Source organism: Streptomyces aurantiogriseus, from assembly GCF_014649375.1.
Lineage (GTDB): Bacteria > Actinomycetota > Actinomycetes > Streptomycetales > Streptomycetaceae > Streptomyces > Streptomyces aurantiogriseus.
Window position 1 is genome coordinate 586,829 of the sequence record NZ_BMSX01000004.1, and the last position, 20,417, is coordinate 607,245.

Here is a 20,417-nt window from a genome sequence, read left to right on the forward strand (position 1 = left end):
GCTCTAGGTTGGCTGATGTGAGTGCGCGGGGGCGGAGTTACAGATATGTCGGACCGGTCGAGCTGAAGACTGCGGTCCGGCCTGGTGGCGGCGGGTGCCGGATCAGCTCGGCGGCTGACTTCGGCAGCTGGATCGCTGAGCAATCGGCGGCGGAGCTGGCCGAACCGTTCACCTTCGTGGTCGGTATGGACGGTGTGCTTCGACTGGCGCCGCGACGAAGCGAGCACGTGGCTTGTGCCGGCGGAGACATGGTTTTGAGTGCCGGCGAGATGAGCTTCGTGCGCGAGGCAGACCGGTGGGTCGTGAGCGAGGTCAGCAACCAGTCCACCGGATACCGCCCGGACATCAGCTCCTGGTCGGAAGTCGCCCGTGCTTTGGACGACGTAGAGCTCGGGCGGCCCTCCGGCTTCACCCACGAGGTGGTATTCCGGCGGTGCCCCGACTGCCAGGAACACAACATCGTGCGCGAGGACGACTTCGTCTGTGTCTTCTGCGGCAGCGATCTGCCTGCGGCGTGGAACGTGGATCCCACCGCGTGACGGCGGAGGGTCACAGCCACTCGTTGATGGCAGCGACGAGGACGGTCGCCTCGTAGTGGACCGCGAGCTTGTCGTATCGCGTGGCGACAGCGCAGTGCCTCTTGAGGCGGTTGATCCCGCACTCGACCGCGTGACGCTCGCGGTAGTCGGCCGGGCCGAAATGCGGCGGCCGACCGCCACGGAAGCCGGGCCTCTGGCGGTTGCGCGCCTGGTCGGCCTTGTCCGGGATGGTGCAGCGGATCCCACGGTGGCGCAGGTAGGCGCGGTTCTTACGGGAGGCGTACGCCTAATAGGCATGTGGGTTGGCCGGTTGGACCGGTCGGCAGGGGCCAGAGCGAGACGTCTGGGATATACGCAGCGCCAGGAGTGCTTCGACAAGACGGACGCGGTTCAGGCCCCTGCCATGTCGGCTCCAGTCGCCGTACCGTGCCGTGATTCGAGCCGTTCGTCAGACCGCCCCGCCCCGCCCCGACCCGACCCGACCGAAGAATGATCCAGGAGCGGCGGTCACATGATCCGCCGGACAGGCCCAGGACTTGTCCGGTAAGCCATCGAAGCCAGCGGATCATGGCCTTGGCTCGTTCAGCCGAGCACGAGCGGGATCCTCTCGGCCAGCTCACCCAGCGCGGCTTTCTCGGCGTCCGTCGGAACGCGACGCCCGGTCCCCACCAGCAGCGCGTCCTTGTCGGAGAACAACGCCGGAATCGGCGCCCCCGCGATCTTCTCCAGCGACGCGCGGGCAGCCGCGAGGGTCTCTGCGGGCGGTTCGGCGGCCGAGGGCAGGTGCGCGATCAGATCGAGGTGATGCAGTGTCCATTCCACGACATACGCGGACAGGTAGTCGCCGACCGTCAGCACTTCGTCGCGGGTGCTGACGCGGACGCCCGGGTCGGCGAGTTCGGCGGCGCGCCCGGCGGCGGAGCCGACGTCGTCGAAATGGAACTTGAGCCACCTCGGCTCGCCGTACGCGGCCGCCAGCCGGGGGATCAGCGCGTCCAGCGGGTCCTCACCCGTCGGGGGCTCGACAAGGTTCCAGTAGGTGACCGAGTCCACAGTCGGTTCGGTCTCAGCGGGCGTGACCAGCGTGATCAGGACGTCCTGGGCGTCGATGACCAGATGACACACCAGGTCCCGCACAAGCCAGCCCGTACAGCCGGACGGCCGTTCCCAGTCCTGCTCCGAAAGTCCGTCGACCGCCGTGCGCAACGCCGTCCAAGAGCGCGAGAACAGATCCACTTCGGCAAGGTAGTGCCGTACCGGAAGGCGGACAAGCGTACGGGAACGGTCGACTCATACCCGGACGGCCGACTCGCCTATGCAAGCGTCGCCACTTGGGCCCAGGCCGGCTTCCGGTGCCCGACCGCGCGGCGCCGGCCGGCGGTACTCCTGACCGAGCTGCGCCGGACGAGTGGGCTGGCGCTGGACCAATGCTTGGTTGACGGCTCCCATGCGACGACCCTGAAAAGGCTGCCCTCACTCCCACGAAAGCCCCTAACACAGGGATCGACCTCACGTTCGAGAGATTTGAGGATCTCGCACAGACGGGCGAATTTTGTCGAGTTCGGCGTTCCCGCCCCGCCTCGATGACTAGCGTCAGCTACATATTTCGGAGAGGAGGTCACTCGCTCCCCGACCGCAAGGTCGTCGAGTGACCAGCCCCAGTCATCACGATCCGCAGGATCAGGGAGGTGCCCCGGATGACTACGTTTCCTGCAGGCCAACAGACCCACCAGGCTGTGCTTCCTCAGCAGCCTGCTCTGGAATCCGTGAGAGCAGACACCCCCGGGAGCAGGGACGAAACGGCTCACGGACACCCCGCCACCACGCGGGACACCGGCAGGGAACATGGGCGAGGGGAGACCGGCGGGCACAGCACCCGTACCCGTCGGCGTCACGCCAAGAGCGCTGCCACGGCGACGCAGGCGGCAGAGAACAGGAGCGGTGACGCTCCCACAACCAACCAGCTGTACGAGGGCGGAGCCGGCGCCAGCAGAGTCTTCGTGCTGTCCAAAGACGGACAGCCCCTCATGCCCTGCCATCCCGCCCGCGCCCGCGAACTCCTCGGCAAAAAACGAGCCGTGGTCGCCCGCCAAGTGCCCTTCACCATCCGCCTCAAGGACCGCACACGAGCCGAGTCGGAGGTCGACGGCGTGCAGTTGCGCATCGACCCCGGATCCAGGGGCACCGGACTCGCCCTCACCGACGAGAAGAAGGAAACCGACGAACAGGGCACCACCGTCATCGTCCGACGCGGGCTGTCCTCCGTCGAACTCCAACACCGCGGCGACCAGATCCGCGCCTGCATGCGCCAACGCGCCGGATACCGCCACCGGCGCCGCTCAGCCAACCTCCGCTACCGAGCCCGCCGCTCAAACAACCGCACCACCGCGCCAGGGTGGCTGCCACCCTCCCTACGCCACCGCGTCGACACCACCATCTCCCAGGCCAAGCGCCTCTGCCGCTACGCACCGGTCACCGAGATCCACATCGAACACGTCACCTTCGACACCCACTCCATGAGCGCGGGCCGCTCCCTCAGAGGAACCGAGTACGCGCAAGGCCCGCTCGCCGGCACAAACGCCCGCTCCTACCTGCGCGCCAAGTGGAACAACGCCTGCGCCTACTGCGACGCCACCGGCATCCCCCTGAACATCGAGCACCTCAGCCCCCGAGGTCGGGGAGGCTCCCACCGGATCTCCAACCTCGTCCTCGCCTGCGCCCCCTGCAACCAGGCCAAGGGCAGCAAACCCGTGGAAACCTTCCTGGCCCACCGGCCCGGCCGTCTCGCCCGGATCCTCCAGCAGATCAAGACACCTCTCACCGACGCGGCCGCCATGAACACGACCTGCAGACAGCTCGCAGAAGCGCTGAGCACCCTTGGTCCGCCCGTGCACGCCTGGCCCGGCTGGCTCACCAAGGAGAACCGGGACGCGATGGGCCTGGCCAAGACACACACCCTGGATGCCCTGTCCGTCGGACCTCTTGATCACACGAACGGCGACAAGATCGTGCGGTCCCCTCGCCACGTCCTCGTCACCAAGGCCACCGGACGCGGCTCCTACGCCCGGACCACTCCGGACCGGTACGGATTCCCACGCTTGCTGCGGTCCCGCGCCAAGCAGCACTTCGGATACGCCACCGGAGACCTCGTACGTGCCGTGATGCCGTCCGGCAAGTGGGCAGGGACATGGACCGGCCGTATCTCGGTCCGCGCCAGGGGGCAGCACAGCCTCATGACGCCGAGGGGGCGGTTCAACGTCTCCCACTGGCATCTCAAGCTGTTGCAGCGGGGCGACGGATACGGCTATGACGTCCGGCCGGAGTCGTCGTAGTCAACATCTCGGAAAAACAGTTGCCTGGTGGTCGAGCGGTTCTTAAGGTGCGATGTACACGCGAAAGGAGGTGATCCGGTAGATGTGTGAATCCCGGACTCGTGAGGTGACTGCGGGCTAGCGGCCCGCCACCACACCCAGTGCGGCGCCGGACCAGCGTGTGTGAGACGCACGCAGCCGGCCAATCCAACGCAGTCACCCGACCCGCGAGTCGCCGGTACGTCCGGCCGGCCCCTCCTCTGGAGGACCAGACTCGCGGGTCGCCTGCGTTTGTGGCTCTGTTGCCTCGCCACCCCGCCACCCGACGGTCCGTTCCGTAGATCTTTCGGTGCGTGATCCGCGACACGTACGGATCTTCTGTCAGGCAGTACGCTGGGGGCATGCTTTCGCTCGTTCGGCGCCGCCACGTGGACTACGTCCGCGTCACGAGCATGGGCTGTCGACGCTCCGTCTGAGCTGTCCGGCCTTCCTCAGCGGTTTCGTGGTTTTCCACAGCCGCCTGCGTTTCTCCCTTTCTGCCCATCCGGCACCCGTGCGCCGCCTCACCCACGGCGGTCGCGTGGGACCCGTACACCCTGCGGATGCACCATGACGAATCTGTCGACGAAGCCGTCGTACCAGCAACTGCCGATCATCGATCTCTCCGCCGCCGACCGTGGGCCGCAGGCCCGGGCGCTGTTGCACGCGCAGTTGCACAGTGCGGCGCATGATGTGGGGTTCTTCCAGCTTGTCGGCCATGGGGTCGGTGAGCGGGAGACCGAGGATCTCCTCTCCGCCATGCGGCGGTTCTTCGCTCTGCCCGAGGCGGAGCGGCTGGCGATCGACAATGTGCGCTCGCCGCATTTCCGGGGGTACACCCGCACCGGTGACGAGCGGACGGGTGGGCGGCAGGACTGGCGGGATCAGCTGGACATCGGGGCTGAGCGGGCGGCGCGGGTGCCGGGGCCGGGTGAGCCGGCTTACTGGTGGTTGCAGGGGCCCAATCAGTGGCCCGCGCGGCTGCCTGAGCTGCGGGTGGCCGCGCTGGCGTGGATCGAGCGGCTCAGTGCTGTCGCCGAGAAGCTGTTGCGTGAGTTGCTCGCGTCGATCGGGGCGCCTGCCGACTTCTACGACCCGGTCTTCGGGGAGCGGGCGCATCCGCATCTGAAGCTGGTGCGGTATCCGGGGAGTGCGGGCGACGGGGCCGGTCAGGGTGTGGGGGCCCACAAGGACTACGGGTTCCTGACCTTGCTTCTCCAGGATCAGGTGGGTGGGCTTCAGGTGCAGCGGGAGGACGGGCTGTTCCATGATGTGCCGCCGCTGCCGGGCGCCTTCGTCGTCAATCTCGGGGAGCTGCTGGAGGTGGCCACCAACGGGTACCTCGTCGCCACCAATCACCGGGTCGTTTCGCCGCCCAGCGCTGTCGAGCGGTTCTCCGTGCCGTTCTTCTTCAATCCGCGGCTGGACGCGCGGGTGGAGCCGCTGCCTTTCCCGCACGCCTCCGTCGCGCCCGGTGTGACCGACGATCCGGCCAATCCGCTGTTCGCCGAGTACGGGTTCAATGAGCTGAAGGGGAAGTTGCGGGCGCATCCGCTGGTGGCGGAGCGGCATCACGCGGAGCTGCTCAGCCCCGCGTGATGGTCCGCTGGTCGGCTCAGTGTGCGATGTCCTCGTAGCCCTCGATTGCGCGGGGGTTGCGGGGGCCGGGGCCGATGTAGCGGGCGGAGGGGCGGACGAGGCGGCCGGTGCGCTTCTGTTCCAGGATGTGCGCCGACCAGCCGGCCGTGCGGGCGCAGGTGAACATCGAGGTGAACATGTGCGCGGGGACTTCGGCGAAGTCGAGGATGATGGCCGCCCAGAACTCGACGTTGGTGGCCAGGACGCGGTCGGGGCGGCGGGCGTGCAGTTCTTCCAGGGCGGCCTTCTCCAGGGCTTCGGCGACCTCGAAGCGGGGGGCGCCCAGTTCGCGGGCGGTGCGGCGCAAAACGCGGGCGCGGGGGTCTTCGGCGCGGTAGACGCGGTGGCCGAAGCCCATGAGGCGTTCGCCCTTGTCGAGGGCGTGCTTGACGTAGGCCTCGGCGTCTCCGGTGCGTTCGATCTCTTCGATCATGCCGAGGACGCGGGAGGGGGCGCCGCCGTGGAGGGGGCCGGACATGGCTCCTACGGCGCCGGAGAGGGCGGCGGCGACGTCCGCGCCGGTGGACGCGATCACGCGTGCGGTGAAGGTGGAGGCGTTCATGCCGTGTTCGGCGGCCGAGGTCCAGTAGGCGTCGACCGCCGCGACGTGCTTGGGGTCGGGTTCGCCGCGCCAGCGGATCATGAAGCGTTCGACGACGGACTGGGCCTTGTCGATCTCGCGCTGGGGGACCATGGGGCGGCCTTGTCCGCGGGCGGACTGGGCGACGTAGGAGAGGGCCATGACGGCGGCGCGGGCGAGGTCCTCGCGGGCCTGTTCGGCGTCGATGTCGAGGAGGGGTTTGAGGCCCCAGACGGGGGCGAGCATGGCGAGGGCGGACTGGACGTCGACGCGGATGTCGCCGGAGTGGACGGGGATGGGGAACGGCTCGGCGGGGGGCAGGCCGGGGTTGAAGGCGCCGTCGACGAGCAGGCCCCACACGTTGCCGAAGGAGACGTGGCCGACCAGGTCCTCGATGTCGACGCCCCGGTATCGGAGTGCGCCGCCCTCCTTGTCCGGTTCGGCGATCTCCGTCTCGAACGCGACGACTCCTTCGAGTCCGGGTACGAAGTCGGACATCGGGCGGCTCCTCGTGATGTGTGCGACAGGTGGCGCCGGTGGATCCACGGTCCTGTGCACGTGGGTGTGCGGGGACTCGCGGTCCTGGCGGTCATCCCAGTGATGCCCCGTGGGGCCGGCGGTCACCCCACCGGGATGGCCTCAGCACCATAATCCCCGAGTGCCACCTTTGGGGAGCCCCTGTGGCACTGAGTGCCACCCTCTGTGGGGTGGCGTTCGATACGGCAAGATGACCGCGTGAACGCCGCAGACGCCGTCTTTCCCGATCCCGCCTCGATGCGCAAGCAGTACCGGGCCGAGGGTCTCGCCGAGTCCGAGCTGGCCGCGACGCCGGTGGAGCAGTTCGCGCGCTGGTTCAAGCAGGCCGCGGCGGAGGCTCATCTGTTCGAGCCGAACGCCATGGTCGTCGCCACGGCGGACGCCGAGGGGCGGCCCAGTTCTCGTACGGTGCTGCTGAAGCACTTCGACGAGCAGGGCTTCGTCTTCTACACCAACTACGACTCCCGCAAGGCCCGTGATCTCGCGGAGAATCCTTACGTCTCGCTGCTCTTCCCGTGGCATGCGATGGCGCGGCAGGTCATCGTGCAGGGCGTGGCCCGGCGGACCGGGCGGGACGAGACGGCGGCGTACTTCCGGACTCGGCCGCACGGCTCGCAGCTGGGTGCGTGGGCCAGCGCGCAGTCCTCGGTGATCGTGACCCGTGCCGACCTCGATGTCTCCTACGCGGAGCTGGCGGCTCGCTATCCGGAGGGTGAGCAGGTACCGGTGCCGCCGCACTGGGGTGGTTTCCGGGTGGCGCCGCAGTCGGTGGAGTTCTGGCAGGGGCGGGAGAACCGGTTGCACGACCGGTTGCGGTACGTGGCGGAGGCGGACGGGAGCTGGCGCGTGGAGCGCCTCTGCCCGTGAGGCGCCCGTCGCCGGGGCTCCTCATACCTTGCCCGGGAGGAACGCCGTGCGGTGTCCCGGCAGGAACTCGGCCACCCGGGCGCGGAACTCCTCGCTGAGCGGGGGCCAGTTCCAGAACCTGAAGCCGAGGTGGACGAAGGCCAGGTGGTCGTCGGTCCAGTTCCAGGCGGGCAGGGGGACGGTCCGGGCGCATGCGGGGCACTCGACGTCGGCCGTGCCGGTCGCGTACCACTCGTCCATCGCGGCGGACAGCAGCGACACCGCGGACGACTGGTCGGGGACGCCTGTCCCGCAGTACGGGCAGCTGACCGGGACCGGTCCCCCGCTGTTGAAGTTGCTGTAGAAGACGTGCCGCTCGGTGTGGACGGCGACGCCCTCCGGCGCGCCCCAGCGGGCGTCGTCGACCGCCTTGTGCCAGTGCGGGCCGGGAGGATGGGCCGGGTGTTCCCCGAGCCCCCAGCCCGGTTCCGCCTCGGCGAGCACGATGCCCTCGGCGACGAGCCAGTTCACCACGTCCCGTGCGAGGCGCGGCGCTTCCTCCGGTGTCGCGTCACGGTCGGCGATCGTCTGGTACGTGTCTCCCATGCCGGAAGCGTAGGTCCCGGCACTGACATCGCCGGCCGTCGCGCCAGGGACGACGCCCTCAGCCCAGCGTCTCGTCGAGCAGCCCCGCCCACTGCGTCACCACCCGCTCGCGGCGCTCCCGGTCGTCCGTGAGGAGGTTGGCCAGGCCCAGGCCGCGGGCCATGTCCAGCAGGCCCTGGACGGTCTCGCGGACGCCGGGCCGGGACTCGTCGGCGCCGAGGAGGTCGACGGCTGTGCGGTGGGTCTCGCGGCCGACGCGGGCCTCGAGTTCGGTGACGCGTGGGCGCAGCTGCTCCTCGTTGGAGGCGGCCACCCACAGGTGGAGGGCCGCGCGGAACAGTGGGCCGGTGTAGAGGTCGACGAGGGCGGAGACGACCGCGCGCCGGTCTCCTGCGGCGCCCTGGGGAAACAGGGCGCGCAGGGCGAGGCAGCGTTCCTCGGCGACGTATTCGACGGCGGCGGTGAACAGGTCCTCGCGGGTGGGGAAGTGGTGCTGGGCGGCGCCCCGGGAGACGCCGGCGCGTTCGGCGACGACGGAGACCGTGGAGCCTGCCCAGCCGTGTTCGGCGAGGCAGGCCACGGCAGCTTCCAGGAGCCGCTGCCGGGTGGCCCGGCTGCGGTCCTGTTTGGGGGCGCGGTCGCCCGGGACGCGGTCGGCCGTGGTCACAACACCCATGGGGGATCCCGTCGTTCGAGGAAGGCCGTCATTCCCTCGCGGGCGTCGGGCTGGGCGAACAACGAGGCGGAGAGCCTGTTCATCTCGCCCGCGTCCTCGACGAAGGCCTCCAGCACTGTAGCCGTGAGGAGTTCCTTCGTCCGGGCCAGGGCCGAGGGTGAGGCCCGGCGCAGGCCGTCGAGGGCGGGGGCGAGGGCCTCGTCCAGGTCGAGGTCGCCGGCGGCCTGGGTGATCAGGCCGATGCGGGCCGCCTCGGTGGCGCCGAAGGTCTCGCCGGTGAGGCAGTAGCGGGCGAGGGCGCGCGGGGCGACGCGGGGCAGCAGCGGCAGCGAGATGACGGCGGGCGCGACGCCGATGCGGACCTCCGTGAACGCGAAGGTGGCCGCGTCGGAGGCGACCGCGATGTCGCAGGCCCCGAGCAGGCCCAGGCCGCCTGCCCGTACGTGGCCGGCGACGCGGGCCACGACGGGTTTGCGCAGCTTGACGATCCGCTCCAGAAGGCCGGTGAGGGCCTTGGCGGGCGGGGGGTCGCGCAGGTCGGCGCCCGCGCAGAAGGTGTTCCCGGTGTGGGTGAGGACGATGGCGCGTACGCCGGGGTCCTTGCCGCACTGTTTGAGCGCGTCCGTGAGGCCGGCCACGAGCGCGCGCGACAGGGCGTTGCGGGTGTCGGTCGCGTCGAGGCTGAGGGTCTCGATGCCCCGCGCGCGCGTGCGGCCGATCAGTTCTGTCATGCGCGCTCCTCCCTGAGCTGTCGGCGGAGGATCTTCCCGGAGGCGGCGCGGGGCACGGCGTCGATGAAGGTGACGTGGCGGACGCGCTTGTAGGGGGCGACCCGTTCGGCGACGTACATGGCGATCTCTCCTTCGGAGAGGTCCGGGGAGGTGGGCTGGCGGACGACGTACGCGTGCGGTACTTCGTTGCCGTCGTCGTTGTACTCGCCGATGACGGCGGCGTCGGCGATGCCGGGGTGGGTGAGGAGCAGGGCTTCGAGTTCGGCGGGCGCCACCTGGAAGCCCTTGTACTTGATGAGCTCCTTGACCCGGTCGACGACGAACAGCCAGCCGTTCTCGTCGACGCGGCCGATGTCGCCGGTGTGCAGCCAGCCGTCGGTGTCGATCATGGCGGCGGTGGCGTCGGGGCGGCCCAGGTAGCCCTTCATGACCTGGGGGCCCCGGATGAGGATCTCGCCCGCCTCCCCGACGGCGAGGTCCTTGTCGGGGTCGTCGAGGGAGACGATGCGCATCTCGGTGCCGGCGATGAGCTTGCCGACGGTGCCGGCGGGGGCGTCGCTCATGGCGTCCAGAGGGACGACATGGGTGCCCGGGGACAGTTCTGTCATGCCGTAGGCCTGGCCGACGGGCGGCAGGTCCAGGCGCTTCGCGCAGGCGGCGGCGAGGTCGGCGTCGAGGGGGGCGGCCGCGCTGATGACGTACTTCAGGGACGACAGGTCGTACTGGGCGACCGCCGGGTGTTTGGCGAGGGCGAGGACGATCGGTGGGGCCACGTACAGGCCGGTGATGCGGTGGTTCTGGATGGCCGCGAGGAAGGTCTCCAGGTCGAAGCGGGGCAGGACGACGACGGTGGCCCCCCTGCGCAGGGGGGCGTTCATCAGGGCGGTCAGGCCGTAGATGTGGAAGAAGGGCAGGACGGCGAGGATGCGGTCGCCGGGGCCCGCGGAGATCGCCGGTTCGAGCTGGGCGAGGTTGGTGGCGATCTGCCGGTGTGTGAGCATCACGCCCTTGGGGATGCCGGTGGTGCCGGAGGAGTACGGCAGGGCGGCGACGTCCGCCACCGGGTCGAGGTCCACCTGTGGCTCGAGGGCCGCCGAGGCGAGCATGTCGATCAGGGAGCGGTGGCCGGGGGCGCTGTCGCAGACGAAGATCTCCTCGACTCCGCCCGCGATCTCGGCGGCCCTGCGGGCCGTCTCCAGCAGCGGTGAGACGGTGACGATCCAGCGGGCGGCACAGTCGCCGAGTTGCTTGGCGAACTCCTCGGCCGTGGCGAGCGGGTGCACGGTGGTGACGGTGGCCCCGGCGCGCGTGGCGGCGTAGAAGGCGGTCGGGAAGGCGATCGTGTTGGGGCTGTGCAGGGCGAGCACGTCGCCCTTGCGGACTCCGGCCTCGGCGAGGGCGGCGGCGATCCGCCGGTGGAAGCGGTCCACCTGTTCGTACGTGAGGGTGGTGCCGTCGGTGCCGTCGACGAGGGCCGGCTGGTCGCCGTACTCGGCGGCGCGGCCCAGCACGGCGTCGTGGATGGGGAGTTCTACGGGCGGGACGTCTGCGTACTCGCTGCGGAACATGGTTCCTCCTCGCGCGACCAGCACAACACTGTGCTTCTCAGTACGACTTGGGCAGGCCCAGGGTCTGGTGGGAGACGTAGTTGAGAATCATCTCCCGGCTCACCGGAGCAATACGAGCCACGCGGGCGGCTGTTATCAACGAGGCGAGGCCGAACTCGCGCGTGAGGCCGTTGCCGCCGAGGGTGTGCACGGCCTGGTCGACGGCCTTCACGCAGGCCTCTCCGGCCGCGTACTTCGCCATGTTGGCGGCCTCGCCCGCGCCGGCGTCGTCGCCCGCGTCGTACAGGTGGGCCGCCTTCTGCATCATCAGGCGGGCCAGTTCGAGATCGATGTGGGCCTGGGCGAGGGGGTGGGCGATGGCCTGGTGGGCGCCGATGGGGGTGTTCCAGACGGTGCGCTCGCGCGCGTACTCGACGGCTTTGGCGAGGGCGTGGCGGCCCATACCGATCGCGAAGGCGGCCGTCATGATGCGCTCGGGGTTGAGGCCGGCGAAGAGTTGGAGCAGGCCCGCGTCCTCGTCGCCGACGAGGGCGTCGGCGGGCAGGCGCACGTCGTCCAGGACCAGCTCGAACTGCTTCTCCGTGCCGTGCAGTTCCATGTCGATGGGGTGTCGGATGAAGCCCTGCGCGTCGCGCGGGACGATGAACAGGCAGGGCTTGAGGCGGCCCGTGCGGGCGTCTTCCGTGCGGCCCACGATCAGGGTCGCGTCGGCGACGTCGACGCCGGAGACGAACACCTTGCGGCCGGTGAGGAGCCAGTCGGTGCCGTCGCGGCGGGCGGTGGTGGTGATGCGGTGGCTGTTGGAGCCGGCGTCGGGTTCGGTGATGCCGAAGGCCATGAGGCGGGAGCCGTCCGCCAGCGCGGGGAGCCACTGCTGTTTCTGGGCTTCCGTGCCGAAGCGGGTGATCACCGTGCCGCAGATCGCCGGGGAGACGATCATCATGAGGAGGGGGTTGCCCGCGGCGCCCAGCTCTTCGAGGACCAGGGAGAGTTCGGTGATACCGCCGCCGCCACCGCCGTATGCCTCCGGCAGGTTGACGCCGATGTAGCCGAGCTTGGCTGCTTCCTGCCAGAGGGCCCTGTTCCCCATGTCGTGGTGGTTCCTGGCGAAGGACGAGACCGCCTTGCGGAGGGCCTTGTGCTCTTCGGATTCGATGAGGGTGGTCACGGTGCTCCTTCGGGTGCGGGTTCGTTGTGGCGGGTCGCTCCCCGTCGCGGCGGAGCCGCATGTCGATACAGCCCGGCGCCCCTAGGGTCGGCTGCTCTCCACCACGGCCAAGAGCGTCCCCATCTCCACTTGCTGTCCTGGACTCGCCGGCAACGCCGTCACCGTCCCCGTCACCGGGGCCGCGATGACGTGTTGCATCTTCATCGCTTCGAGCCACACGATCGGTTCGCCCGCCTGGACACTCGATCCGGTGATGAGACCGTCTGCGATCTTGACGATCGTTCCCGGCATCGGGGCCAGCAGGGAGCCCGGGGCGCGTTCGGTGGTCGGGGCGGGGAAGCGGGGCAGGGCGGTGAGGGCCGTGGTGTTCACATGGACCTGGTCGTCGTACCTCGCCACCTCGAACCTGCGCCGGACGCCGTCCACCTCCAGGATCACCAGGCTCGTGCCGGCGTGGACGACGTGGACTCCGTCGGCTGTCAGGCCGTTCCTCGTGTGGTGGTAGTGGACCTCGTGTTCCTCGCCGGCCACGGCGTAGCGCTTGGTCTGGGGCTGTGACGGCAGGTTGCGCCAGCCGCCGAAGCGGGAGCGGCCGTGTGCGTCCGCGAGGGCTGCCGCGAGGGGGGCGTACGGGTCGGGGGCCGGCTCGGTGAGCTTCGCGAGGTGGCGGTCGTAGAAGCCCGTGTCCATGCGGGCCGAGGTGAACTCGTCGTGGCGCAGGGAGCGGACCAGGAGGTCGCGGTTGGTCGTCGGGCCGTGGATCGTCGTTCTCTCCAGGGCGCCGGCGAGTTTGCGGAGGGCCTGCGCGCGTGTGGGGGCGTGGGCGACGAGCTTGGCGAGCATGGGGTCGTAGTGGACGCCGATCTCGTCGCCGTCGCCGTAGCCGGTGTCCAGGCGGATGCCTTCCGGGGCGGTGAGGCGGTGCAGGGTGCCGGTCTGGGGGGTCCAGTCGTTGGCGGGGTCCTCGGCGTAGAGGCGGGCCTCGACGGCGTGGCCACGCGCGGGTGGGGGCTCGGGGGGCAGGGCGTGGCCTTCTGCGATGCGGATCTGCTCTGCCACCAGGTCGAGGCCGAAGATCTCCTCCGTGACGGGGTGTTCGACCTGGAGGCGGGTGTTCATCTCCAGGAAGTGCGCGCGGCCGTCGGCGACGAGGAACTCGACGGTGCCCGCACCGACGTACGCGACGGCGCGCGCGGCGCGCACGGCCAGCGTGCGCAACTCCTCCGCGAGCTCCTCGGAGAGGCCGGGCGCCGGCGCCTCCTCGATCACCTTCTGGTGGCGGCGCTGAAGGGAGCAGTCGCGTGTGCCGAGCGCCCACACCGTGCCGTGCGCGTCGGCGAGCACCTGCACCTCCACATGGCGCCCGTTCTCGACGTACGGCTCGACGAAGACCTCGCCGTCGCCGAAGGCGCTCGCGGCCTCGGCGCGCGCGCCCTCCAGCGCTGCTCTCAGCTCCTCCAGGCGGCGCACGACGCGCATCCCGCGCCCCCCGCCGCCCGCGGCCGCCTTCACCAGCACCGGCAGGCCGGCCTCCGTCACCTCGTCCTCGCGCAGGGGCGCGAGCCCCATGAGCCGTTTCGCGCGCGTCTTGGACGCCATCGCCTCGATCGCCTCCGGCGCCGGCCCGATCCACACCAGGCCGGCGTCCAGGACCGCCCGCGCGAAGTCGGCGTTCTCGGAGAGGAAGCCGTACCCCGGGTGCACGGCGTCCGCGCCCGCCGCCACGGCCGCCTTCACGATCAGGTCGGCGCGCAGGTACGTTTCCGCGGGCGTCGCGCCCGGCAGCCGTACCGCCGTGTCGGCCACGCGCGCGTGCAGGGCGTTCTCGTCGGCGTCCGAGTGCACGGCGACCGTTCGGATTCCCCACGCACGGCAGGTGCGGAAGACGCGGCAGGCGATCTCGCCGCGGTTGGCCACGAGCACAGAAGTGATCACAGAAGCCCCTGAAGTCACTGGGTCCCTCACATCCGGAAGACGCCGAAGCCGCCCCGCGCGCCCTCGTAGGGGGCGGTGTGGACGGCCGACAGACACAGGCCGATGACGGTGCGGGTGTCGCGCGGGTCGATGACGCCGTCGTCGTACAGCCGCCCGGACAGGAACATCGGCAGCGACTCGGACTCGATCTGCTGCTCGACCATCGCGCGCAGGGCGGCGTCGGCGTCCTCGTCGTACGGCTGCCCCTTGGCGACCGCCGACTGGCGGGCGACGATCGACAGGACGCCCGCGAGCTGCTGCGGGCCCATGACGGCCGACTTGGCGCTGGGCCAGGCGAAGAGGAAGCGGGGGTCGTAGGCACGGCCGCACATGCCGTAGTGGCCGGCGCCGTAGGACGCGCCCATGAGGACGGACAGGTGGGGGACGCGCGAGTTGGAGACCGCGTTGATCATCATCGCGCCGTGCTTGATGATGCCGCCCTGCTCGTACTCCTTGCCGACCATGTAGCCGGTGGTGTTGTGCAGGAAGAGCAGCGGGATGTCGCGCTGGTTGGCGAGCTGGATGAACTGGGCGGCCTTCTGGGACTCCTCGCTGAAGAGCACGCCCTGGGCGTTCGCCAGGATGCCGACCGGGTAGCCGTGCAGGGTGGCCCAGCCGGTGGCCAGGCTCGTCCCGTACAGCGGTTTGAACTCGTCGAAGTCGGAGGCGTCGACGATCCGGGCGATCACCTCGCGGGGGTCGAAGGGGACCTTCAGATCGCCGGGGACGATTCCCAGGAGCTCCTCCGGGTCGTACTTGGGGGGCGCGGCCGGCCCCGGGTCCTCGTACGCCTTGCGGTGGTTGAGCCGCGCGACCACCCGCCGCGCCTGCCGCAGCGCGTCCCTCTCGTCGACGGCGAAGTAGTCGGCGAGGCCCGACACGCGCGCGTGCATCTCCGCGCCGCCGAGCGACTCGTCGTCGCTCTCCTCTCCGGTGGCCATCTTCACCAGCGGCGGCCCGCCGAGGAACACCTTCGCCCGCTCCTTGACCATGATCACGTGGTCGGACATGCCGGGGATGTACGCGCCCCCGGCCGTGGAGTTCCCGAAGACGACGGCGACGGTCGGAATGCCGGCCGCGGACAGCCGTGTCAGGTCCCGGAAGACGGCGCCCCCGGGGATGAAGATCTCCTTCTGCGAGGGCAGGTCCGCCCCGCCCGACTCCACCAGGCTGATGCAGGGCAGCCGGTTGGCGAGCGCGATGTCGTTCGCCCGCAGGGCCTTCTTCAGTGACCACGGGTTGCTGGCGCCCCCGCGCACGGTCGGGTCGTTGGCGGTGATCAGGCATTCCACGCCCTCGACGACCCCGATCCCGGTGACCAGCGAGGCACCGACGGCGTAGTCGCTGCCCCAGGCGGCCAGCGGCGACAGCTCCAGGAAGGGCGTGTCGGGGTCGAGGAGCAGCTCGATGCGCTCGCGGGCGAGGAGTTTGCCGCGCGCGCGGTGCCGGGCGACGTACTTCTCGCCGCCGCCCGCCAGCGCCTTGGCGTGCTCGGCGTCCAGGCCGGCCAGCTTGGCGAGCATCGCCTCGCGGTTGGCGCGGTAGTCAGGGCCGTTGGGGTCCAACGCCGACGACAGGACGGTCACAGCAGGACCTCCGGGATGTCCAGGTGGCGGGAGCGCAGCCATTCGCCGAGGGCCTTGGCCTGCGGGTCGAAGCGGTGCCGGGAAGCGACGCCGGCGCCGAGGATGCCCTCGACGACGAAGTTCAGGGCGCGGAGGTGGGGCAGGACGTGCCGGGTGACCGGCAGCTCCCGGCTCTCCGGGATCAGCTCCCGGAACCGCTCGACGGTCAGCGCGTGCACGAGCCACCGCCATGCCTCGTCCGTCCGTACCCACACTCCGACGTTGGCGTTCCCGCCCTTGTCGCCGCTGCGGGCCCCTGCGACGAGCCCGAGCGGAGCGTGCCGGGTGGCACCGGGCGCCAACGGCTCCGGAAGGAGCGGCTCCGGTACGTCGTCGAGTACGAGCGTGTCGGCGGCCGGCGGCACGGCGACCCGGCGTCCGTCAGGGAGGACGGCCACCTGCTCGACCTCGCCCTGGGGGACATGGGCCGCCTCGAACACCCCGTAGGGCGAGCCCTTCTCGGGTGGTGCGACCACATGGAAGCCCGGGTAGCTCGCGAGCGCCAGCTCGACGGCGGCCCCGCTCAGCGCCCGCCCCACCGCCTCCTGCGCCGGATCCCGTACGACGAGCCGCAGCAGCGCGCTCGCGGTCTCCTCGGTGTCGGCGTCCGCCCGGTCCGTACGGGCCAACTCCCAGCGGATGTCGGCGACTTCGGCGAGCGCGGGCTCCATCTGCTGCCGTACGAGCGCGGCCTTGGCCTCGATGTCGAGGCCGGTCAGGACGAAGACGACCTCGTTGCGGAAGCCGCCGAGCCGGCTGCACCCGACCTTGAGGGTCGGCGGCGGAGCCTCCCCCCGCACCCCTTCGACGCGCACCCGGTCGGGACCGTCCTGGGTCAGCCGTACGGTGTCCAGGCGGGCGGTGACATCCGGTCCCGCGTAGCGGGCGCCGTCCGTCTCGTAGAGCAGCTGCGCGGTCACCGTGCCGACGTCGACGAAGCCGCCCGTGCCCGGGTGTTTGGTGATCACGCTGGTGCCGTCGGCGTGGAGTTCGGCGAGCGGGAAGCCGGGGCGGCGGACGTCACCGCTCCCGTCCCGGAAGAAGGCGTAGTTGCCGCCGGTGGCCTGCGTCCCGCACTCCAGGACGTGCCCGGCGACGACGGCGCCCGCGAGCCGGTCGTACTCCGTGGGGCCCCAGCCGAAGTGGGCGGCGGCGGGCCCCGTGACCAGTGCCGCGTCGGTCACCCGACCGGTGACGACGACGTCGGCGCCCTCCCGCAGGCAGGCGGCGATGCCGAAGCCGCCGAGGTAGGCGTGGGCGGTGAGGCTGTCGGGGCACCGGGGCCCGAGGTCGTCGCCCTCGACGTGCGCGACGCGTACGGGGATGCCGAGTCGCTGTGCCAACTGCCGTACGGCGTCGGCGAGTCCGGCGGGGTTGAGGCCGCCGGCGTTGGTGACGATGCGGACGCGGCGGTCGTGGGCGAGGCCGAGGGACTCCTCGAGTTGGCGCAGGAAGGTGCGGGCGTAGCCGGCGGAGGGGTCCTTGAGCCGGTCCCGGCCGAGGATCAGCATGGTCAGTTCGGCGAGGTAGTCGCCGGTGAGGACATCGAGTTCGCCGCCGGTGAGCATCTCCCGCATCGCGTCGAAGCGGTCGCCGTAGAAGCCGGAGGCGTTGCCGATCCGGAGGGCGGTCACCGGGCGGGCCCCTCCCCGGTGGCGTCCGGCGCCTCCTTCGGCGGGCGGCCGGCTCCGGGCGGCCCCGCGAAGGCCTGGGCGATGTCCAGCCAGCGGTCGGCGTCGGGGCCTTCGGCGCGCAGGGAGAGATCGGCGCGGTGCGCGCGTTGAGTGACCAGGAGGCAGAAGTCGAGGGCGGGGCCGGTGACGCGGTCCGTGGCGTCTTCGGGGCCGTATGTCCACAACTCGCCGGAAGGAGCACGCAGTTCCACACGAAACTCCTCGAACGGCGCGGGCAGTCCGTGCACGCCGAAGGCGAAGTCGCGAGTGCGGACGCCGAGGCGGACGATGTGCCGGAGCCGGTCGGTGGGTTCGGGCACCACGCCCAGCGCGTCCGCCACGTCCAGGCCGTGGGCCCATGTCTCCATGAGACGGGCGGTGGCCATGGAGGCGACCGACATGGGCGGGCCGTACCAGGGGAAACGCGACCCCGCGGGTGCCGCCCGCAGGGCGTCCTGGAGGGCCTCGCGCCCGGCCCGCCAGTCCGCGAGCAACTGCGCGGGCGGCTTCCCGGCCCCCTCCTCCGCGCCGTTGTCCACGAAGTCCCCGGGCGCCGCCAGCGCCTTCTCCACCTCACGGGCGAAGGCGTCGTGATCGGTCACGGCGAGCAGCGCGGCGCGGTCGGTCCAGGCGAGGTGTGCGATCTGATGGGCGATCGTCCACCCGGCTGCGGGTGTGGCGAGCGCCCACTGCTCTTCCGCCAGCTCCCCGACGATCGCGTCGAGTTCCTCGCTCTCGCGGTGCAGATCGCCGAACACGTCCACGGTGACGCTCCCTCAGGGCACGACGGTGTGTGCTCGGGAGCATGCCAGCACACCCAGAAACAAGCAAGCGTGCTTGCATTTTTGAGTGGACGTGGGCTCCGGTGCGCGGCGGCGACCTCCGGTCTCCGGCGCGAGGGCTCACGATGCGTATCCGCCGTACGTGTGTCCTGCGGGGGTGTCGGGTGCGAACAGAGGGTCCGCCGCGAACAGGGGGTCCACCGCGGGCGCGGGAACGGTCATGGGCGCGGGAACGGTCATGGGCGCGGGAACGGTCATGGGCGCGGGAACGGTCATGGGCGCGGGAACGGTCATGGGCGCGGGAACGGTCATGGGCGCGGGAACGGGCGGGATCGGCTCCGCCAGGTCCGTTGCCATGCCCGTCCTGTCCTTCCGGGAGCTGTACAGGCGTGCGTAGGTGCCACTGAGCGCCAGCAGTTCACCGTGCCGGCCGGTCTCGACGAGATGGCCCTTCTCGATGACGATCACTCGGTCGGCGTCGGGGGCCAGATCCAGGTCGTGCGTGATCATGATGGTGGTGCGGCCCGCCATCAGACGGCGCAGCGGTTCGACGATGCGGCGCGCGGCGAGCGCGTCGAGGCCGGTGGTCGGCTCGTCCAGGACGAGTACGGGAGCGTCACGCAGCACCGCGCGCGCGATGGCCAGGCGCTGCAGCTGGCCGCCGGACAGCCGGGCGGAATGGGGGTCGACCTGGGTGTCGTAGCCGTCCGGCAGGGCGGTGATGAAGTCGTGCGCGTCGGCTGCCCGGGCCGCCTCCTCGATGGCCTGGTCGCTCGCCCCGGGCCGGCCGCAGGCGATGTTGGCGCGGACCGTGTCGTGCAGGACCAACGTCTCCTGCGGCAGGAGGGCGATGTACTCGCGCAGCCGCTCCAGCGGGAACTGGTGCAACGGGGTGCCGTCCAGGAGGACCGAGCCGGGCGCGGGGACGCGGAACCACGCAGTCGCCTCCTGCCTCAGCCGGCGGCGCTCGGCGTCCTGGCGGCCGTACGCCTGGGTGAGGACGAGGTTGCCGAGCGACTCCTCCACCACCGAGGTGACCGCGCCGTCGGCTAATGCTGTGAAAACCTTGGGAAATCCTGGGTGCTGACGGTCAGTCAGTAGCGGAGACCGGCGCCTTTCCCCGCCCCACCTGCGTCCGCATCGCGCCCATGCTCGCCGCGACGACCAGTGCGATCGCGGCTGCCTCCGTGGCCGACAGGGCCTGGTCGAGGACGAGGAAGCCGGCCGTGGCCGCGATGGCCGGTTCCAGGCTCATCAGGACCGCGAAGGTGGAGGCGGGCAGGCGGCGCAGGGCGAGGAGTTCGAGGGTGTAGGGGAGGACGGAGGACAGCAGGGCCACCGCCGCGCCCAGACCCAGGGTCACCGGGGCGGCAAGTTTCGTGCCCGACTCGGCGATACCCAGGGGCAGGAAGAGCAGCGCGCCCACCACCATCGCCAGCGCGAGTCCGTCGGCTTGCGGGAAGCGGCGGCCCGTACGGGCGCTGAAGACGATGTACGCCGCCCACATCGCGCCCGCGCCCAGCGCGAACGCGACCCCCAACGGGTCGAGGCCACCGAAGCCCCCGCCGCCGAGCAGGAAGACGCCGGCGAGGGCGAGCCCGGCCCAGACCAGGTTGATCGCCCGGCGCGAGGCCAGGACGGACAGGGCGAGGGGGCCGAGGACCTCGAGGGTGACCGCGGGACCCAGCGGGATGCGGGCGAGGGCCTGGTAGAAGAGGCCGTTCATCGCGGCCATCGTGACGCCGAAGACGACGACCGTGCCCCAGTCGGCCCGGGAGTGCCCGCGCAGCCTGGGCCGGCAGACCAGAAGAAGGACGACGGCCGCGACCAGCAGCCGGAGGGCCACGACGCCCAGCGCGCCCGCCCTCGGCATCAACAACACCGCGAGCGCGCCGCCGAACTGGACCGAGATGCCTCCGGCGAGCACCAGGCCGACCGGGCCGAGGGAGCCCCAGCGGGCGGGGCCGGGAACCGCCCCGGCCGCTGTGGACGAGGGGGAAGGCGAGGTCGACGTGGCGGTGTCGGGGGTGCTCACGGGCGGTCCTGAGGCTCGGGATTCGGGGGTTCGTCCATCACGATGTACTGCCAAGTCCAGGGTAGTGGACCTCGTCAGGTGTGTGAAGC

The 20,417-nt window shown here is 70.9% G+C and carries 16 protein-coding genes and 2 pseudogenes; 4 read left to right on the forward strand and 14 right to left on the reverse strand.

The features are described from left to right. The first annotated feature begins 17 nt into the window (after nucleotides 1–17). The gene (locus IE263_RS12200; protein WP_189935407.1) at nucleotides 18–539 is read left to right on the forward strand and encodes a hypothetical protein; all 522 of its coding nucleotides are present in this window, start codon (nucleotides 18–20) and stop codon (nucleotides 537–539) included. A 10-nt stretch (nucleotides 540–549) separates the two neighbouring features. Here the strand turns inward: IE263_RS12200 and IE263_RS50325 are convergent. Both IE263_RS50325 and IE263_RS12210 read right to left on the reverse strand, forming a co-directional pair. Then, a pseudogene (locus IE263_RS50325) lies at nucleotides 550–825 on the reverse strand (IS5 family transposase); the annotation flags it as partial. 296 nt (nucleotides 826–1,121) lie between these two features. Next, entirely contained in the window at nucleotides 1,122–1,775 is a 654-nt protein-coding gene (locus tag IE263_RS12210) for a maleylpyruvate isomerase N-terminal domain-containing protein (RefSeq protein ID WP_189935275.1), read from the reverse strand. Nucleotides 1,776–2,539: 764 nt separating this feature from the next. On the opposite strand from IE263_RS12210, the gene iscB reads away from it, so the two are divergent. Together iscB and IE263_RS12220 are read left to right on the forward strand one after the other, a co-directional pair. After that, nucleotides 2,540–3,871: an RNA-guided endonuclease IscB gene (iscB, locus tag IE263_RS12215; protein ID WP_268256014.1), complete on the forward strand. Its 1,332-nt coding sequence runs from the start codon at nucleotides 2,540–2,542 to the stop codon at nucleotides 3,869–3,871. Between the two features lie 588 nt (nucleotides 3,872–4,459). Further along, complete coding sequence (locus IE263_RS12220) at nucleotides 4,460–5,488, forward strand: isopenicillin N synthase family dioxygenase (RefSeq protein ID WP_189935278.1); 1,029 nt, start codon at nucleotides 4,460–4,462, stop codon at nucleotides 5,486–5,488. Nucleotides 5,489–5,504: 16 nt separating this feature from the next. On the opposite strand, the gene IE263_RS12225 is transcribed toward IE263_RS12220, so the two are convergent. Further along, nucleotides 5,505–6,605, reverse strand: coding sequence for a citrate synthase 2 (locus tag IE263_RS12225; RefSeq protein ID WP_189935279.1), 1,101 nt, complete (start codon nucleotides 6,603–6,605; stop codon nucleotides 5,505–5,507). Between the two features lie 276 nt (nucleotides 6,606–6,881). Between IE263_RS12225 and pdxH the strand changes: the two genes are divergently transcribed. Beyond that, complete coding sequence (gene pdxH / locus IE263_RS12230) at nucleotides 6,882–7,511, forward strand: pyridoxamine 5'-phosphate oxidase (RefSeq protein ID WP_189935410.1); 630 nt, start codon at nucleotides 6,882–6,884, stop codon at nucleotides 7,509–7,511. A gap of 21 nt (nucleotides 7,512–7,532) precedes the next feature. Here pdxH and IE263_RS12235 read toward each other — a convergent pair whose 3' ends face one another. The 11 genes and pseudogenes from IE263_RS12235 to IE263_RS12285 form a co-directional block, all read right to left on the reverse strand. Beyond that, complete coding sequence (locus IE263_RS12235) at nucleotides 7,533–8,096, reverse strand: hypothetical protein (protein ID WP_189935281.1); 564 nt, start codon at nucleotides 8,094–8,096, stop codon at nucleotides 7,533–7,535. Between the two features lie 58 nt (nucleotides 8,097–8,154). Then, nucleotides 8,155–8,772, reverse strand: coding sequence for a TetR/AcrR family transcriptional regulator (locus IE263_RS12240; protein WP_189935283.1), 618 nt, complete (start codon nucleotides 8,770–8,772; stop codon nucleotides 8,155–8,157). Beyond that, nucleotides 8,760–9,503, reverse strand: a complete 744-nt coding sequence (locus tag IE263_RS12245; RefSeq protein ID WP_189935285.1) for an enoyl-CoA hydratase family protein — start codon at nucleotides 9,501–9,503, stop codon at nucleotides 8,760–8,762. The genes IE263_RS12240 and IE263_RS12245 overlap by 13 nt, the downstream gene beginning before the upstream one ends. Further along, nucleotides 9,500–11,071 carry a 4-coumarate--CoA ligase family protein gene (locus IE263_RS12250; protein ID WP_189935287.1) on the reverse strand — a complete coding sequence of 524 codons (1,572 nt, stop codon included), beginning with the start codon at nucleotides 11,069–11,071 and terminating at the stop codon, nucleotides 9,500–9,502. Before IE263_RS12250 ends, IE263_RS12245 begins: the two co-directional genes overlap by 4 nt. A gap of 37 nt (nucleotides 11,072–11,108) precedes the next feature. Next, nucleotides 11,109–12,239, reverse strand: coding sequence for an acyl-CoA dehydrogenase family protein (locus IE263_RS12255; RefSeq protein ID WP_189935288.1), 1,131 nt, complete (start codon nucleotides 12,237–12,239; stop codon nucleotides 11,109–11,111). Between the two features lie 81 nt (nucleotides 12,240–12,320). Beyond that, the gene (locus IE263_RS12260) at nucleotides 12,321–14,174 is read right to left on the reverse strand and encodes an ATP-binding protein (protein WP_189935290.1); all 1,854 of its coding nucleotides are present in this window, start codon (nucleotides 14,172–14,174) and stop codon (nucleotides 12,321–12,323) included. Nucleotides 14,175–14,200: 26 nt separating this feature from the next. Beyond that, the gene (locus IE263_RS12265; protein ID WP_189935292.1) at nucleotides 14,201–15,799 is read right to left on the reverse strand and encodes an acyl-CoA carboxylase subunit beta; all 1,599 of its coding nucleotides are present in this window, start codon (nucleotides 15,797–15,799) and stop codon (nucleotides 14,201–14,203) included. Continuing rightward, a complete protein-coding gene (locus IE263_RS12270; protein WP_189935294.1) occupies nucleotides 15,796–17,472 on the reverse strand; it encodes an acyclic terpene utilization AtuA family protein in 1,677 nt (558 codons plus the stop codon). The genes IE263_RS12265 and IE263_RS12270 overlap by 4 nt, the downstream gene beginning before the upstream one ends. After that, nucleotides 17,469–18,275, reverse strand: a complete 807-nt coding sequence (locus IE263_RS12275; RefSeq protein WP_189935296.1) for a TIGR03084 family metal-binding protein — start codon at nucleotides 18,273–18,275, stop codon at nucleotides 17,469–17,471. The genes IE263_RS12270 and IE263_RS12275 overlap by 4 nt, the downstream gene beginning before the upstream one ends. A 138-nt stretch (nucleotides 18,276–18,413) precedes the next feature. After that, nucleotides 18,414–19,211 (reverse strand): annotated as a pseudogene (locus IE263_RS50330) (ATP-binding cassette domain-containing protein); the annotation flags it as partial. A gap of 172 nt (nucleotides 19,212–19,383) precedes the next feature. Further along, nucleotides 19,384–20,328, reverse strand: a complete 945-nt coding sequence (locus IE263_RS12285; RefSeq protein ID WP_189935298.1) for an EamA family transporter — start codon at nucleotides 20,326–20,328, stop codon at nucleotides 19,384–19,386. Nucleotides 20,329–20,417: the final 89 nt, after the last annotated feature.

What these genes read in the sequence shown, in the direction of transcription:
- IE263_RS12220 (WP_189935278.1), top strand. Translation starts at nt 4,460, where the DNA reads ATGACGAATCTGTCGACGAAGCCGTCGTACCAGCAACTGCCGATCATC.
- IE263_RS12225 (WP_189935279.1), bottom strand. Translation starts at nt 6,605, where the DNA reads ATGTCCGACTTCGTACCCGGACTCGAAGGAGTCGTCGCGTTCGAGACG.
- pdxH (WP_189935410.1), top strand. Translation starts at nt 6,882, where the DNA reads ATGCGCAAGCAGTACCGGGCCGAGGGTCTCGCCGAGTCCGAGCTGGCC.
- IE263_RS12235 (WP_189935281.1), bottom strand. Translation starts at nt 8,096, where the DNA reads ATGGGAGACACGTACCAGACGATCGCCGACCGTGACGCGACACCGGAG.
- IE263_RS12240 (WP_189935283.1), bottom strand. Translation starts at nt 8,772, where the DNA reads ATGGGTGTTGTGACCACGGCCGACCGCGTCCCGGGCGACCGCGCCCCC.
- IE263_RS12245 (WP_189935285.1), bottom strand. Translation starts at nt 9,503, where the DNA reads ATGACAGAACTGATCGGCCGCACGCGCGCGCGGGGCATCGAGACCCTC.
- IE263_RS12250 (WP_189935287.1), bottom strand. Translation starts at nt 11,071, where the DNA reads ATGTTCCGCAGCGAGTACGCAGACGTCCCGCCCGTAGAACTCCCCATC.